Source organism: Streptomyces sp. NPDC058092 (assembly GCF_042884935.1).
Taxonomy (GTDB): domain Bacteria; phylum Actinomycetota; class Actinomycetes; order Streptomycetales; family Streptomycetaceae; genus Streptomyces.
In genome coordinates, this window is record NZ_JBHVSY010000002.1 from 41,777 (window position 1) to 54,209 (window position 12,433).

At 71.6% G+C, this 12,433-nt stretch carries 13 protein-coding genes; all 13 read right to left on the reverse strand.

Features of this window, described 5'->3' with window-relative positions; translation table 11 throughout:
- Positions 1-171: 171 nt before the first annotated feature.
- The 13 genes from ACFVV1_RS03915 to ACFVV1_RS03975 all read right to left on the reverse strand — a co-directional run bounded on the left by ACFVV1_RS03915 (position 172) and on the right by ACFVV1_RS03975 (position 12,327).
- Entirely contained in the window at positions 172-987 is an 816-nt protein-coding gene (locus ACFVV1_RS03915) for a discoidin domain-containing protein (protein ID WP_389984070.1), read from the reverse strand.
- 260 nt (positions 988-1,247) lie between these two features.
- On the reverse strand, positions 1,248-1,781 hold the full coding sequence (locus tag ACFVV1_RS03920; protein ID WP_384455500.1) for a phage tail protein: 534 nt from the start codon (positions 1,779-1,781) through the stop codon (positions 1,248-1,250).
- Between the two features lie 5 nt (positions 1,782-1,786).
- Entirely contained in the window at positions 1,787-3,745 is a 1,959-nt protein-coding gene (locus ACFVV1_RS03925) for a putative baseplate assembly protein (protein ID WP_389984073.1), read from the reverse strand.
- The gene (locus tag ACFVV1_RS03930) at positions 3,742-4,155 is read right to left on the reverse strand and encodes a GPW/gp25 family protein (RefSeq protein WP_389984076.1); all 414 of its coding nucleotides are present in this window, start codon (positions 4,153-4,155) and stop codon (positions 3,742-3,744) included. Before ACFVV1_RS03930 ends, ACFVV1_RS03925 begins: the two co-directional genes overlap by 4 nt.
- A gap of 6 nt (positions 4,156-4,161) precedes the next feature.
- Complete coding sequence (locus ACFVV1_RS03935) at positions 4,162-4,455, reverse strand: PAAR domain-containing protein (protein WP_389984079.1); 294 nt, start codon at positions 4,453-4,455, stop codon at positions 4,162-4,164.
- Positions 4,456-4,509: 54 nt separating this feature from the next.
- Positions 4,510-6,537 (reverse strand): VgrG-related protein, encoded by a 2,028-nt coding sequence (locus ACFVV1_RS03940; RefSeq protein WP_389984082.1) that lies wholly within the window; start codon positions 6,535-6,537, stop codon positions 4,510-4,512.
- Positions 6,537-7,343, reverse strand: a complete 807-nt coding sequence (locus ACFVV1_RS03945) for a LysM peptidoglycan-binding domain-containing protein (RefSeq protein WP_389984085.1) — start codon at positions 7,341-7,343, stop codon at positions 6,537-6,539. The genes ACFVV1_RS03940 and ACFVV1_RS03945 overlap by 1 nt, the downstream gene beginning before the upstream one ends.
- Before the next feature lie 5 nt (positions 7,344-7,348).
- Positions 7,349-7,786 carry a phage tail protein gene (locus tag ACFVV1_RS03950; protein WP_093549687.1) on the reverse strand — a complete coding sequence of 146 codons (438 nt, stop codon included), beginning with the start codon at positions 7,784-7,786 and terminating at the stop codon, positions 7,349-7,351.
- Positions 7,787-7,827: 41 nt separating this feature from the next.
- The gene (locus tag ACFVV1_RS03955; RefSeq protein WP_389984088.1) at positions 7,828-9,630 is read right to left on the reverse strand and encodes a hypothetical protein; all 1,803 of its coding nucleotides are present in this window, start codon (positions 9,628-9,630) and stop codon (positions 7,828-7,830) included.
- A 29-nt stretch (positions 9,631-9,659) separates the two neighbouring features.
- Positions 9,660-9,803, reverse strand: coding sequence for a DUF6760 family protein (locus tag ACFVV1_RS03960; RefSeq protein WP_093896703.1), 144 nt, complete (start codon positions 9,801-9,803; stop codon positions 9,660-9,662).
- Positions 9,800-10,258 carry a hypothetical protein gene (locus tag ACFVV1_RS03965; RefSeq protein WP_389984091.1) on the reverse strand — a complete coding sequence of 153 codons (459 nt, stop codon included), beginning with the start codon at positions 10,256-10,258 and terminating at the stop codon, positions 9,800-9,802. The genes ACFVV1_RS03960 and ACFVV1_RS03965 overlap by 4 nt, the downstream gene beginning before the upstream one ends.
- Positions 10,258-10,701, reverse strand: a complete 444-nt coding sequence (locus tag ACFVV1_RS03970) for a phage tail protein (RefSeq protein WP_072488539.1) — start codon at positions 10,699-10,701, stop codon at positions 10,258-10,260. Before ACFVV1_RS03970 ends, ACFVV1_RS03965 begins: the two co-directional genes overlap by 1 nt.
- Before the next feature lie 75 nt (positions 10,702-10,776).
- The gene (locus ACFVV1_RS03975; RefSeq protein WP_389984094.1) at positions 10,777-12,327 is read right to left on the reverse strand and encodes a phage tail sheath family protein; all 1,551 of its coding nucleotides are present in this window, start codon (positions 12,325-12,327) and stop codon (positions 10,777-10,779) included.
- Positions 12,328-12,433: the final 106 nt, after the last annotated feature.

A 12,433-nucleotide genomic window follows, 5' to 3' on the forward strand; every position in this document is an offset into this window, starting at 1 on the left:
ACGGCCGTACCCGCGAGGGCACAGGCGTACGCATTGTAGGAGGCCGGGAAGAGAACTTCACCGGAATCCGGGTCCAGGGTTACGGGTCCAGGGTTACGAGGTCAGCGTTCCGGGCTCAGGGTTACCGGCTCAGGGTTACCGGCTCAGGGTTACCGGCTCAGGGTTACCGGCTCAGGGCCTGCGGCCGAAGAACTCGACCTCGGCGACGGCAAGTCGGCGGCCACGGCCCGCTCCGTAGGTGGTGTCGGTGGTGAGCCGGGCCCGGACGACCTCCGAACCGCGCAGGTCGAACGTCTGCTGGCCGGGCTGGTCCTTGACCCTCAGCTTCCTGCTGACCCGGGTTCCGTCGGCGGAGGTGAGCTGGACGGTGATCCTGGCCGGGCGGGCCTGGGTGAGGAACTCGTCCATCTTGGTCGACGTACCGGAGAAGACCACCAGCTTCAGCACCCGTACCGGCTGCTCGAAGTCGCACTCCACGTACTGGCCCACCCCCGTTTCGGGGCCCGCGGCCGACGGCGCCCAGTAACGGTTGTTGAAACCGTCGAACGCCGCGCCCGCCGGGTGGCCCGGCGCCGTGCTGGAGGCCCGGAACCGGGTGGGCGGCACCTCCTCCGGCGTTCCGGTCTCGTCCTTGGCGAGGCCGAACCAGCCGGACAGATGCGGAAGAGCGAACCAGACTCCGCACGCCACCGCGACCAGCAGGATCGGAAGCGTCAGGCGGGGGCGGCGCCACAGCCTGCGCCGCGGCCGGGTACCGGCGGTGAGCGCCTGGCGCGGTCGCCTGCGAAGGATCCGGCGCCACCACGGAGGCCGGGTCCCGGGCGGCGGGCCCGGGTCGAGGAGCAGTGCGCAGCGGATGCACAGGGTGCGGTCCGGGGCGTTCTCCGTACGGCAGTTGGGGCAGCGGACGAAGGTGACGGGAGGCGGGCCCGGGGGTGTGCGCGGGGGGCCAGGAGGTGCGTCGGGCAGCGCCTCGGGCCCGGGCACCGACTCGTCCGGCTCGTCTCCGGGGCGACGCGGGGCGGCCGGGGCGACGGGGGGCTCAGGTTGGGGTTGGGGTTGGGGTGGTGGCTGGGGTCCCGGTGGTGGCTGGTGCGCGGAGACGGGCGTAACAGGCGTGGTCGGCGTAACCGGCGCAACAGAGGCGGCAGAAGAACTGTTCCCCGACCCCTCCCACTCCAGGAACGCCTGGCACGACGTGCAGAACTGTGTCCCCGGCGCATTGCTCTGTCCGCACGCCTCGCAGATCACGAGACCTCCAGGTCGAAGCCCACATGTGCCGGAATCTCCGTACGGATCAGTTCCTCCAGCCGCACCCGGTCGACCTGGTACGGCTGTGCCGCCCGCACCCGGACCGTCACCCACGGCCGCGGGCCGCCCGGGAACTGTGTGTGCGGCGTCGACGACCACGCCGTACCGCCGCTCTCCACGATGTCCGGCTCGATCCCGGTCTCCAGGAACACCGCCTCCGCGAGACCGCGCCGGGTGCCGCGCCTGCTGTGCCGCTCCACCGCGCCGCGTACCGTCGCGCGCCGCTGCTCGGCCGGGTGGTCCGGGCGGATGTCGACGGCCACCCACTGGGCCAGCCAGGAGAGGAAGTCCTCGGGCGCACTGCGGGGATCGAGGTGGGCGGGCAGATTGTCGATGGAGAGCAGGACCGGGGCGAGTACCTCGTCGAGCGCCGCGAGGAACCGTCGCAGGAAGTCCTGCTCCAGGTAGACCGCCGGGAGCTGTTCGATCAGCGGGTGGGGTGTCGGCAGGCCGTTCACGGCTGTACGCATGACGGTCAGGCCTCCTTCACCCGGAGCTGGTGCTCGTAACTGAAGACCAGTGCGTGCCGGTCCAGCGCGATCTTCGTGGTCGGTTCGCCGCGCTGCCCGGTCACGGGGTCCGCGGGGAAGAGCCGTACGTCCTCCACCAGGTCCACGCCCGCCACCTGTTGCAGTACGGCGAACGCCTCGCCCGACTGGATCGGCCGGCCGAACGGCCAGCCCTCGCCGCCCGGCCCGCCGCTCAGCGGGTTGAAGTAGCTGTACAGGGCCGCCAGCGCTTCCTCGCGTACCCGTTCCAGCACGACGCCCCGGCGGGCCTGGACCGAGGCGACCACGGTGACCCCCTGGTAGTAGGGCGGTTCGACCACCAACCGGGCGCCGATGGGCCGCCGTTCGTCCAGATGGCCCGCGATCAGGGCGAGAGTGTGCTGCGGCGGGACGAGTTCGTCGAACTGGATCCGGCCCTGCTCGTCGCTGCGCCCGGCCGGCACGACGAGCAGCCGCACCCCGCCCGCCTCGACGTCCGAGTCCCCGCCGGCCGGGATGCACTGGACCCGGGACGCGTCGGGTGCGACCTCACGGGCCAGCAGTTCGTAGTCGTGCGGTACGACGGCCCGGTGCAGGGTCCGCAGTGTCATGGGCCCGCGCACCCGCGCGCTGTCCACCGTCTCGCCGTCGACTCCGCCGAGCGCGGGCCGCCGGTTCTCCACCCGGGCCATGTACGGGATGGCACTGCGCAGCACCCGGAGCGTGGAGCGGGCGACATTGCCGCGCAGGCCACCACCCGTACGGTACGAACGCACGCGTACGGTGGCGCCCTTCGGCGGCACCGCACCGTAGTGGCGGACGGAGCCGTCCCGCTCCCGTACCGCCGGACCGAATTCGACCCGCCCCGAGTTCGGGTCGAGCGTGATGTGCCGGTCGTCGGGTCCGGAATGCGCGAAGTCGTCGACACGGGTCCATTCCGTGCCCTGCGGGCCTCCCGCCGGATCCGCGACCTCGACGACGAATTCGCCGGGGACGACCGGTGGGCGGCTTACCGTGAAGGTCTGCCCGGGTACGCCCTCGGCCGGGCCGAGCACCTCGTCGGTGACGGTCTCGGCGTGGACGGCCCCGACGGTCGCGCCGATCGTGAACGCCGTGATCCGGCGCACCACCGGGGACGCCATGTAGGTGGGCTGCCCGGGGGCGGCCTCCACCAGTCGGCAGCGCAGCCAGCCGCCGGTCCGGCGCACGACGACGGCCGGGGTGTGTCCCTCGGGGAGGTGCAGGATCAGCTCCCCGGACCGGTTGAAGCCGCCGGTGTCGTCCTTCTCGACCTCGCAGACCGTCCAGGCACTGCCGTCCCATGCCTCCCAGAGCAGCGGCGGCCGCAGCGGGTCCACGCCGACGCCCTCGACCGCGCAGTCCAGCCGCAGCACGACGACGCCCGACGGAACGGCGGCCGACAGGCCCAGGTAGAGGGCGTCGCCGGGCGTGGGCGTGGTGTCGAAGCAGGGGACGGCCCGGCCGAGCGTGAGCTCCTCCGTACGGTCGACCGCGTCGCCGGACGTCGGCCAGATGGCGAGGTGGGCGAACTCGCACGGCACGACGGACAGTTCACGGACGGTGGTGAACACGACCGCTTCCTCGGTCTCCGTACGGACGGTGGCCACCTCCGTACCGGCCCGCACCCGCACCGGTTCCGGCTGCGGCGCGGAGAGCCGGAACGTCACATCGGTGTGGGCGGCCGTGGGCGGGTGCAGCCGGACCCCGATCAGGTCGAGGAAGGTCAGATAGCTCTTCTCCGGTACCCGGTTCACCCGGTAGACGAGCTGGTCGACCATGGTCGCGAAGGCCTCGATGAGGGTCACGCCGGGGTCGGACACGTTGTGGTCGGTCCACTCGGGGCAGCGCTGCTGGACGAGCCGTTTCGCCTCGTCGACCAGGCCCTGGAAGCGGCGGTCGTCCAGATGCGGACTGGGCAGCGTCACGCGCCGTCCACCTCCTCGTGCTGCGGGATCACATAGAACGGGAAGACGAGGTTCCGGGGGTCGTTGGCGCCCCGTACGGTGTAGCCGATGTCGATGTACAGCACCCCGTTGTCGGCCTCGTCGAAGCGGACGACGACCTCCGTGACCTCGATCCGGGGCTCCCACCGGTCCAGCGCCAGCCGTACCTCGTACGCGAGCTGCCCGGCCGTGCCCGCGTCCGCCGGGGCGAACACGTAGTCGTTGATGGCGCAGCCGAACTCCGGCCGCATGGGCCGCTCGCCCGGTGATGTCGCGAGGATCAGCCGGATCGACTCCTCCAGCTCGTGCTCGCCGCGCACCAGGGCGATGGAGCCGGTGGCGTCCGTACGGGGCGGGAAGGCCCAGCCCGCGCCGATGAACTGCTGGCCCATGGACGCTCAGCCTCCGATCAGCACCGTCGGGCAACCGGACACGACGGGTGAGCCGCAGGCGGCCAGGTCCCCGACGCGGGCGGCGGGCTGCCCGCCGATCAGCACCGAGGTGCTGCCGGGCGGCGCGAGCGCGGACGGCGGGTGCACCGCGGGCGGCGGCATCGCGCACAGGTGCGGGGTGCCGACCGTGGCGGCGGGGAGGCCGCCGATGAGCACGGACGGGACACCGGGGGGTCCGACCGTGCCGGGGTGTCCTGTGGGGTCCCCGACCCGTGCGGCTGGCGCCGCGGCTGCTGACATGGAAGTCCGGTCCTCTCGTTGGTCTCGCGCAGCGGGCTCAACGCTTCCGCGCCGTCAATTGATCTTCACGAGGGGCGCGTTGATGGCCAGGGAGCTGCCGCCCTTGATGTCGGTCCGCTGTGTTCCGTTGACGGCGACCTGGGCTCCCCGGACGTCCACCGTGCCGCCGGTGGAGAGCTTGACCTCGCCGTTTCCGCCGTCGACCCGTACTCCGCTGCGGGACGTCAACGTGACGCTGTCGCCGCTCAGTTCGAGCGTTCCCTGCCCGCCGTCCAGCGCGACTCCGCGCGCCGCCCTGATGGACACCTTCTGCTTGGCCTCGATGTTCACGCTGCCGTCGCTGTTGATCACGATCACGGTGCCCCTGCGGTCGAGATCGATCTTCAGTTTTCCGTCGCCGGTGAGCAGGCGTACGCCCTGCGGTCCGTTGGCGCCGTCCAGGAGCTCCAGCTGGTTTCCGCTCTTGGAGGCGATCGAACGCCGGTTGACCGCCCCGGTGGTCGGGTCGACCAGCTCACCTCCTGGGGCGGGGGGTGCGGCGGGCGTTGCTGCGGGTGAGGTGGCGGGCGGCGCGCCGGCGGACGGGCCGGGACCGGCGCCCGGCCCGGAGGCACCCGCCCCGGGGGCACCCGGCCCGGACGCGCCACCAGCATCCCCGCCCGACCCGCCGCCGCTGCCCTGCGACGGCCGGTCCTTCCCGTTGTACAGACCGGCGAGGACGTACGGACGGTCCAGATGCCCGTGCTCGAATCCCACCAGGACCTCGTCCCCGATCTCGGGGATGAACGCTTCGCCGCCGCTCGTCCCGCCCGACTGCGCCGTACGCGCCCAGTCGCTCGCGTACTCGTCCGACAGCCATGGAAACCGCACCTTGACCCGGCCGGAGCCCTCCGGATCGTGGGTGTCCGTGACCGTCCCACTGACCAGCCCGGCACACCGCGACCCGCCACCGGGCCCTGCCCCGGACCCGCCGGAACCCGGCCCTCCGCCGGTCAGCCCGAACAACGAGCGCTCCTGTTGCCCGGAGACCGTGAGCCACGTCTCGTAGCCGCGCACCGGGTCGAAGACGTGCCGCGACGACGTGACCGTGTACCGCCCCTCGAAGGGTGCCCCCACCGCGTTGAGCGCCACCGTGCTGCCCGCCCGCACCTCCGGATTCCCCCGGATCACCGCCTCCAGCTCGGCGAACGATCCGGCGATCCGCTCCGCCAGGGCCTTCGCCGCCTGGTCCACCTGCGCCTGAGCCCCGTACGCCGTGTCCGTGACCACGAAACGCGCTTCGCCGAAGGGTGCGGACACCTCGGCCGCGCTCACCCCCAGCTCCAGCGTCGCCGACTTCCCCGCGGGCGCCCGCCCGACGAGCGGCTGCTTGGTCTTGACGTCCCAGCCCCGCACCTCGACCTCGGAGACCTGCTCCGCGGCGGACACCCCGGCCCGGCAGCGCAGCAGATTGCTGCCCATCTCCAGGACCAGCGGATTCCGGTCGGCCCGCGCCGAGCCGTCGGGTGCGCCGCTGGCCTCCGCGGGTCTGGTGATGTGCAGCTGTCCGTCGAGTACGTAGGCCTGCGCGCCCGCCTCCTCCGCCAGATCGCGCACGAACTCCCAGTCCGTGACGTTGGGCTGGGCGATGTGTTCGAGTACGGGGCCGGCCACGTCCACCGTCCCCGGCTTCAGCCCGGCGCGCTGGGCCACCTGGGCGCAGATGTCGGCAAGCGTCATGTTCTGGTAGCTGGCCACGCGGCGCCCCCGGAACAGCCGGTGCGACTCGTCGAGCCCGCGTACGACGGTGAAGGTGCCGGTCTCGTCGAGCTCCACCTCCAGGGCGGTGACCACCCCTTTCAGCAGCGGCTTCGGTGCCGTGTCCCCACCCGCGCGGGCCAGCAGCCGGGCCTCGCTGCCGATCTTCAGCCCGGTCTGCTCCAGCAGCACCCGGTCCGGATCGCGGAAGCGCAGGAGAAACAGGTCGGGGAGCGTCCGGCTGTCGTCGACGTACCCCTCGACCAGTGTGTTCACGAACTTGGGCGGCAGCGGCCGGCCACCGAACTCCACCACCAGCGCCGTCGCGACGCCCGGCTGCGCCATCAGGACCGCCCCCTGCCCCGGGTCTCTTCGAGCCGGGCCAGCTCGTCGAGCGCGGGGAGCAGCAACTGCTGTCCGGGGGCCAGGCGCATCGGGTCGTCGATCCCGTTCGCCTCCGCGATCACCCGCCAGGCGGCCGGGTCGCCGTACTCGCGCTGGGCGAGCGAGGGCAGCGAGTCCCCGGCGCCCAGCCGGTGCACCCGGCGGGCCGCGAGGGCGCCCGAGGTCGGGTTCTGCCCCGGGGTGTCGCCGCTGATCTCCTCCATCGTCACCTGGCAGACGGCCCGGATCGGCACACCCGACGTGGTGAACAGCGTGTATTTCGCCTGCACTTGGCTCACGTAGCCGGGGAACCCGGTCAGCCCGCCCCAGTGGAAGACCACCCACGGCGGCGACGACCGCTGCTGCTGACGGGTCTCGCTCGTCGGCACACAGCACGCGAAGAGCTGCTCCACCGAGGTCACCACGCGGGTGTCCTGGGTGTCGCTGGCGTCGAAGAACATCTCCACGGTGAGCTTGCTGGGCTGCGAGCCCTGATACTCCGGCGGACCCGAACTCTTGGCGCCCTTCGCCGGACTCCGCTTCCAGGAGGCCGCCTTGGTCAGGCTCAGCTCCTTGGGGTTGAACTGGAAGTCGATCCGTCCGCACGGACCGCCGGGCGTGAGGCCACCGCCGGTCGGCGGCGTCCGCAGCTCCAGGTAGGCGTGCTCCAGCTTGGGCCGGGCCGAACCTCCCTTGCCCGCCTTCGCCCCCGCCGACGCCCCGGACGTACCGGCGGCACTGAACGCGATGGGACCCGCACCACTCACGACGGTCAGCCCTCCATCACGTAGCCGTGATGGGCGATCTCGATCGTCTCCATCGCGACCTTGGGTGATTCGGGGGTGAAGGAGGGGCCCGTCCAGCGGACGGGCACGACCTCCAGCAGCCCCCACTGGGCCACCTTCTGCCCGTCTCCGGTCCGCGCCTCGATGTGCGCCGTCTTGCGGCTGAACCCGGTGGTCATGGTGGCGAACCAGCGCGCCACCTTCTCGGTCTCCTTGGTCAGCGGCCTGGACAGCTTCACGTTCGAGTACTTCAGGCGGGTCGGCAGCTGCCACAGATGCCCGTTGTTGCCGCCCTCCTCGCGTGTTTCGAGCACCACTTCACAGCCCAGCCCGTCACATGTGTTGAACGACCCGAGCTCGATGTCGTCGATCGTGACGACGAAGCAGACGCTGACGGCGGGATCGTTGTCCTGGGCGGTGGCCATGGCACGTACCTCTCAATTCCCTGGGTTGTCGCTGCCGTTCATCAGTGCCGGGTGTTGATGAGAAAGCCCGCTCGTTCGCGTTCCAGTCGCAGATCCGCCTTGAAGAGCCTGCTGAGCGGTGTGTACAGGGCGCGTACCAGTTCGTCGGTGACGACGGGGGCACCTCCTGGGGCGGCGCCGTGGCCGGGAGCGCCGGGTGCGCCGTGCCCCTCGGCCGCGGGTCCGGGCTCCGGTTGGGGCTCCGGGTCGGGTTCGGGCGCGGCCTCCTGGGGCGGATCCGGTGGCGGTGGCTCCTCGGTCCCGGTCTCGCGCTGGACGACGGGCGGGACGTACGACGGGGGCGGCGATCCGAAGACGACGCTGCCGTCGGCCATCCGCTGCGCCACCCCGGCGGCCACGGCGACCGAACCGGCCGAGGTGAAGGAGGTCCCGGACGCCGAGGGAGCATGGGCGGCAGACGGTGCGGTACGGCTACCGGAACCCGGCAGTGAACGAGGCACCGGCGGCCCCCCGGCTGCCTGCCGCTGAAGGGCGGGAAGCGGCGGGGAGGGCGCGCCCGTCCCCTGCCCCGGAGCTGTGACGGTACGTTGCAGCGCCGCCGGTACGGACGGTGTCGCCGCCGCCATCGACGGCGCCCCCGCCCCACCGGACGTCCAGCGCACCGGTACGGCATCGGCCAGGGACACCGGTTCTGCACCTGGCACCGACATCGGTCCCGCACCGGCCGGCGAAGACGGCACCACACCGTCCACAGCGGAACGCTGTACGGCCCCCGGCCCACCACTGCGCCCGTTCTGGAGCGTCACGGGCCGGTCGGCGAGCAGCGGCACGACCGGAGCGGTGTTCGGGGGCGGCGCCAAGGGAGCCTGCGGCGGCACGGCGGGAGTCCGCTGCACCGCCGGCGTGGGGCCGCCCTGTGGTGTGGAGTCCGACGCGGCGGGGAGCAAGGGAGAGTCGCCGAGCAGCGGCGCGGTGGGCCCCCCGGAGTCGGGCTCCGACTCCGGGGCCACGGGCGCCTGAGCGGCCTCAGGGACCTCACCGCCCCCACCGCTCCCACCGTCCTCCGCACTCCGGGCAACCGGAATCCCTCCGGGCTCCGCACCGAGACCTTCAACGGCGGCCTGTTGCTGTGCCGTTGGCGGCAGTGCGGACATGGGCGCGCCAAGCCCGGGCGCGCGCCGGGCCGGGCCGGGGGCGGGCGGCATCACCGATCGCTGAACGGGCGGAGCCGGGTGCGGGTTCGGGTGCGGGTTCGGGTGCGGGTTCGGGGACGGGTGCGGGTGCGGAGACGGGTACGAGTGCGGCGGCGCGGGCTCAGGAGCGGTCGATTCGGATGCCGCTACAAGGGGCTGCTCGCCCACCAGTTGACGCACCGGCACCTCCGCCACGGCCGACTCCCCGGCCGACGTCATCGCGGGCGCATCCCCCGGAACGACACGCTGCATGGGCACGGCCAGAGGTACGGACAGGGGGACGGACCGGGCCCCGACCGGCAGCTCCGCCGAACGCTCCACGGTCCGCTGCACCGGCGACGGACGGTCCACGGTGACCGGGGCGGCCGGGGCGGTGATCCCGTGCACCAGCCCGGTGGGTGCGTCCGGACTGACCAGATGCCCGAGAGGCGTCCCGAGCGAGGCGTCCTGCCGGGTGGTGAGCGACCCTTGGAATCCGGAGGGGTCGATGACCAGATCCTGAGTGCCCAGGGTCCGTTGGATCGGCGACAGTTCGGACAGATCGACGCGTTCGCGCGGCGGCGCCGGCGGAGCTGCGCCCGCACGGCCCGCCTCCGCACCCGTACTCGTCTCCGTGCGCCCGCCACCGCGCAGCCAGGACATCAGGCCCATGGATTCTTCCGCCCTCCCTGCGCTGTTCGCTACTGCCCGTTGAGGCGAGCGATCTGTGCGACGAACCTCAGTCGTTCCGGGTGCTCCAGGTCCAGCAGCTCATCGAGCGGCCAGTGGAAGTGATAGGCGAGGTACGCGACCTCCTCGTAGAGCAGGTCGGCCGCGTACGTCACGATTCCCCCAGGCGGCCACCGGCGAGATTCACCGCGAACTCCTCCTGGCAGGCCGGACAGGTGACGGCGGCGCGGGTGTGTCCCTCGGCGTTGATCCGCCGGTAGAAGTCCTGGAGAAAGGCCAGATCGGAGGCGAAGAGGTCCTCGATGATGCCGGGGTGGATGTCGTCGATCGTGCCGATCCGGGTGACGACCCGGGCGATGAGCACGACCGAGAGGTACGCGGAGTTCTCCCGCACCCGGTCGTCCCGCAGCGGCACGAGTTCGTCGCGCGCGGTCGCGAGCCGCATGACGCCCGTATGGTGCACGACACCCGCGTCGTCGACGTACCCGCGCGGCAGCTCGAAGGTGAACTCGGTACGGAGCGGCTCCCGTTGGCCGGACCGCTCGCTCCCGCCGGCCGGGAGGTGCGCGTCCGGCCGCTCAGGGGCCTCCGCCGGAGCCGTACGCCGCATCAGTCGAGTTCCATGCTCTCGTAAGTGATCGCGAGCTTCTCCGTCAGGACCGAGGTGTCACCGGCCTTGAGGGTGCCGATCTCCAGCGACTTCGGCCAGGCGTTGATGAGTTTGTAGCGCTTGATGGCGATGCCCTCGTGGTCGTACACGATGACCGCACCGTTGCGGCGGGCAGCGGTCATCCGGCCGAACCGGGAGTCCTTGATCCACCGTTCGAAGCTGTTGTCCTCGGTGAGGCCCCGGGTCACCGTCACCTCACCGGCCTTCGGCCGGCCCGGGAGCTTCTTGATGGCGTAGCGGCCGTCGGCGGTGTTCTGCTTCAGCTCGATGACGTCCTGTTCCATCTTCAGACCGCTGACCTCGGTGATCTGCTTGATGACGACGCTGTCGAATTCGAGGCCGAAGGAGGCCCCGACGGTGCTGTCGAGATCGGGAAGTGGCACAACAGGCTCCTTTACCGCTTATACCGCTTGGGGGACCTCAGGACGGCCGCGCTGCTCGGCCCGGCGCCGGCGGCGTTATTCGTCGACGCCGCCGGTGCCCCCGGTCAGCTGGGAAAGACGGAAGACGACGAACTCGGCCGGCCTGACCGGTGCCACCCCGATCTCGCAGATGACCTGACCTGCGTCGATGCTCTCCGGCGGGTTGGTCTCACGGTCGCACTTGACGTAGAACGCCTCTTCCGGCGTGAGCCCGAACAGCGCTCCCTTGCGCCACTCGTTGACCAGGAACGCCGAGACCGTGCGCCGGATACGGGCCCACAGGGCGTCGTCGTTCGGCTCGAAGACGACCCACTGCGTCCCGGCGAGGATCGACTCCTCCAGGTAGTTGAAGAGGCGCCGGACGTTCAGGTAGCGCCAGGCCGGGTCCGAGGCCAGCGTGCGCGCGCCCCAGACCCGGATGCCGCGTCCGGGGAAGGACCGGATGCAGTTCAGCCCGATCGGGTTGAGCAGGTCGTGTTCGCCCTTGGTCAGCTGGGTCTGCAGGGCGACCGCCCCTCGTACGACCTCGTTGGCGGGGGCCTTGTGCACACCGCGCGACTCGTCGTTGCGGGCCCAGACCCCGGCGATGTGGCCGCTCGGCGGGACCAGCTGCGCGCGCCCCGACGAGGGATCGGCAACGCGGATCCAGGGGTAGTAGAGCGTGGCGTACTTGGAGTCGAAGTTGGCGCCGCCGGTGCGCCAGGCCCGGATCTGCTGCGGGCTGAGTCCGGGCGGCGGGTCGAGAATGGCGACGCGGTCGCCCATCAGCTCGCAGTGGGTGATCAGCCCCTGCTGCACGGCGACGACCGACTCCAGGTCCAGCAGCCCGCGTTCGTACGCGCTCATCAGGTCCGGCACGGCGATCGTGGTGACCTCTTCGACGGCTTCGAGCCCGCCGAGCCCGGTCCGGCGGTCGGCGTCGCCGACGTACACCTCGGGTGTCAGTGCCCCGGCTCCCGGTGACGCGGGCGCTGCGGGGGCCAGGGTCACGGCCTGCGGCTCGGGTTTGGCGGGAGCGGCGCCCCGCCCGGACTCCCGTATCTCGATGAGCTCCGACTTGGCGTTGACCCGGGTGGCGACGTTCTCCTTGCTGCGCTTGGTCGTCACACTCGGGTACGTCTCCGCGACCTGCCCGTCCCGCTTCACGATCAGCTGGAAGACATCGGAGGGCGGATCGTCTCCCTCCACCTCGGTCACTTCGACGGTGAGCTCACCGGCCACACCGGGGCGGGGCTTCACCGCGTACGGCCCGAGCTGCGTCTCCGATCCGGCAGGCAGCTGCCCGGCGGCCCCGTTGCTCTCGTCCTCGGCCGGGGGCTCGGTGCCGTCACCGATGCGCACCACGTAACAGACACCGCCGCCGTTGGAGAAGAACCCGTAGACGGCGGAGGCGAGATACGTACCGTCGACGAAGTCACCGAAGGTGCCGGCGAACTGGCTCCAGTTCGTGATCAGCGTCGGCTCGTCGAACGGGCCCTTCTGCGCGAAGCCGACGAAGGCGGCGACCGAGGTGCCCACCCCTTCGATCGGCCGGGATCCGGACTCGATCTCTTCGACGTAGACGCCCGGGGACAGGTACGACGGCATATGAGTCTCTCCTTGGCCGGGGAACGCCCGCAATTCTCGTGACAGCGGCGATCATCGGGAACGGACGCACGGCCGCCCTGCCGTGCACCGGCCGCTGCCCGATCAG

Coding starts and splice junctions, on each gene's coding strand:
- ACFVV1_RS03920 (WP_384455500.1), bottom strand. CDS start 1,781: ATGCGTACAGCCGTGAACGGCCTGCCGACACCCCACCCGCTGATCGAA.
- ACFVV1_RS03930 (WP_389984076.1), bottom strand. CDS start 4,155: ATGGGCCAGCAGTTCATCGGCGCGGGCTGGGCCTTCCCGCCCCGTACG.
- ACFVV1_RS03935 (WP_389984079.1), bottom strand. CDS start 4,455: ATGTCAGCAGCCGCGGCGCCAGCCGCACGGGTCGGGGACCCCACAGGA.
- ACFVV1_RS03940 (WP_389984082.1), bottom strand. CDS start 6,537: ATGGCGCAGCCGGGCGTCGCGACGGCGCTGGTGGTGGAGTTCGGTGGC.
- ACFVV1_RS03950 (WP_093549687.1), bottom strand. CDS start 7,786: ATGGCCACCGCCCAGGACAACGATCCCGCCGTCAGCGTCTGCTTCGTC.
- ACFVV1_RS03955 (WP_389984088.1), bottom strand. CDS start 9,630: ATGGGCCTGATGTCCTGGCTGCGCGGTGGCGGGCGCACGGAGACGAGT.
- ACFVV1_RS03965 (WP_389984091.1), bottom strand. CDS start 10,258: ATGCGGCGTACGGCTCCGGCGGAGGCCCCTGAGCGGCCGGACGCGCAC.
- ACFVV1_RS03975 (WP_389984094.1), bottom strand. CDS start 12,327: ATGCCGTCGTACCTGTCCCCGGGCGTCTACGTCGAAGAGATCGAGTCC.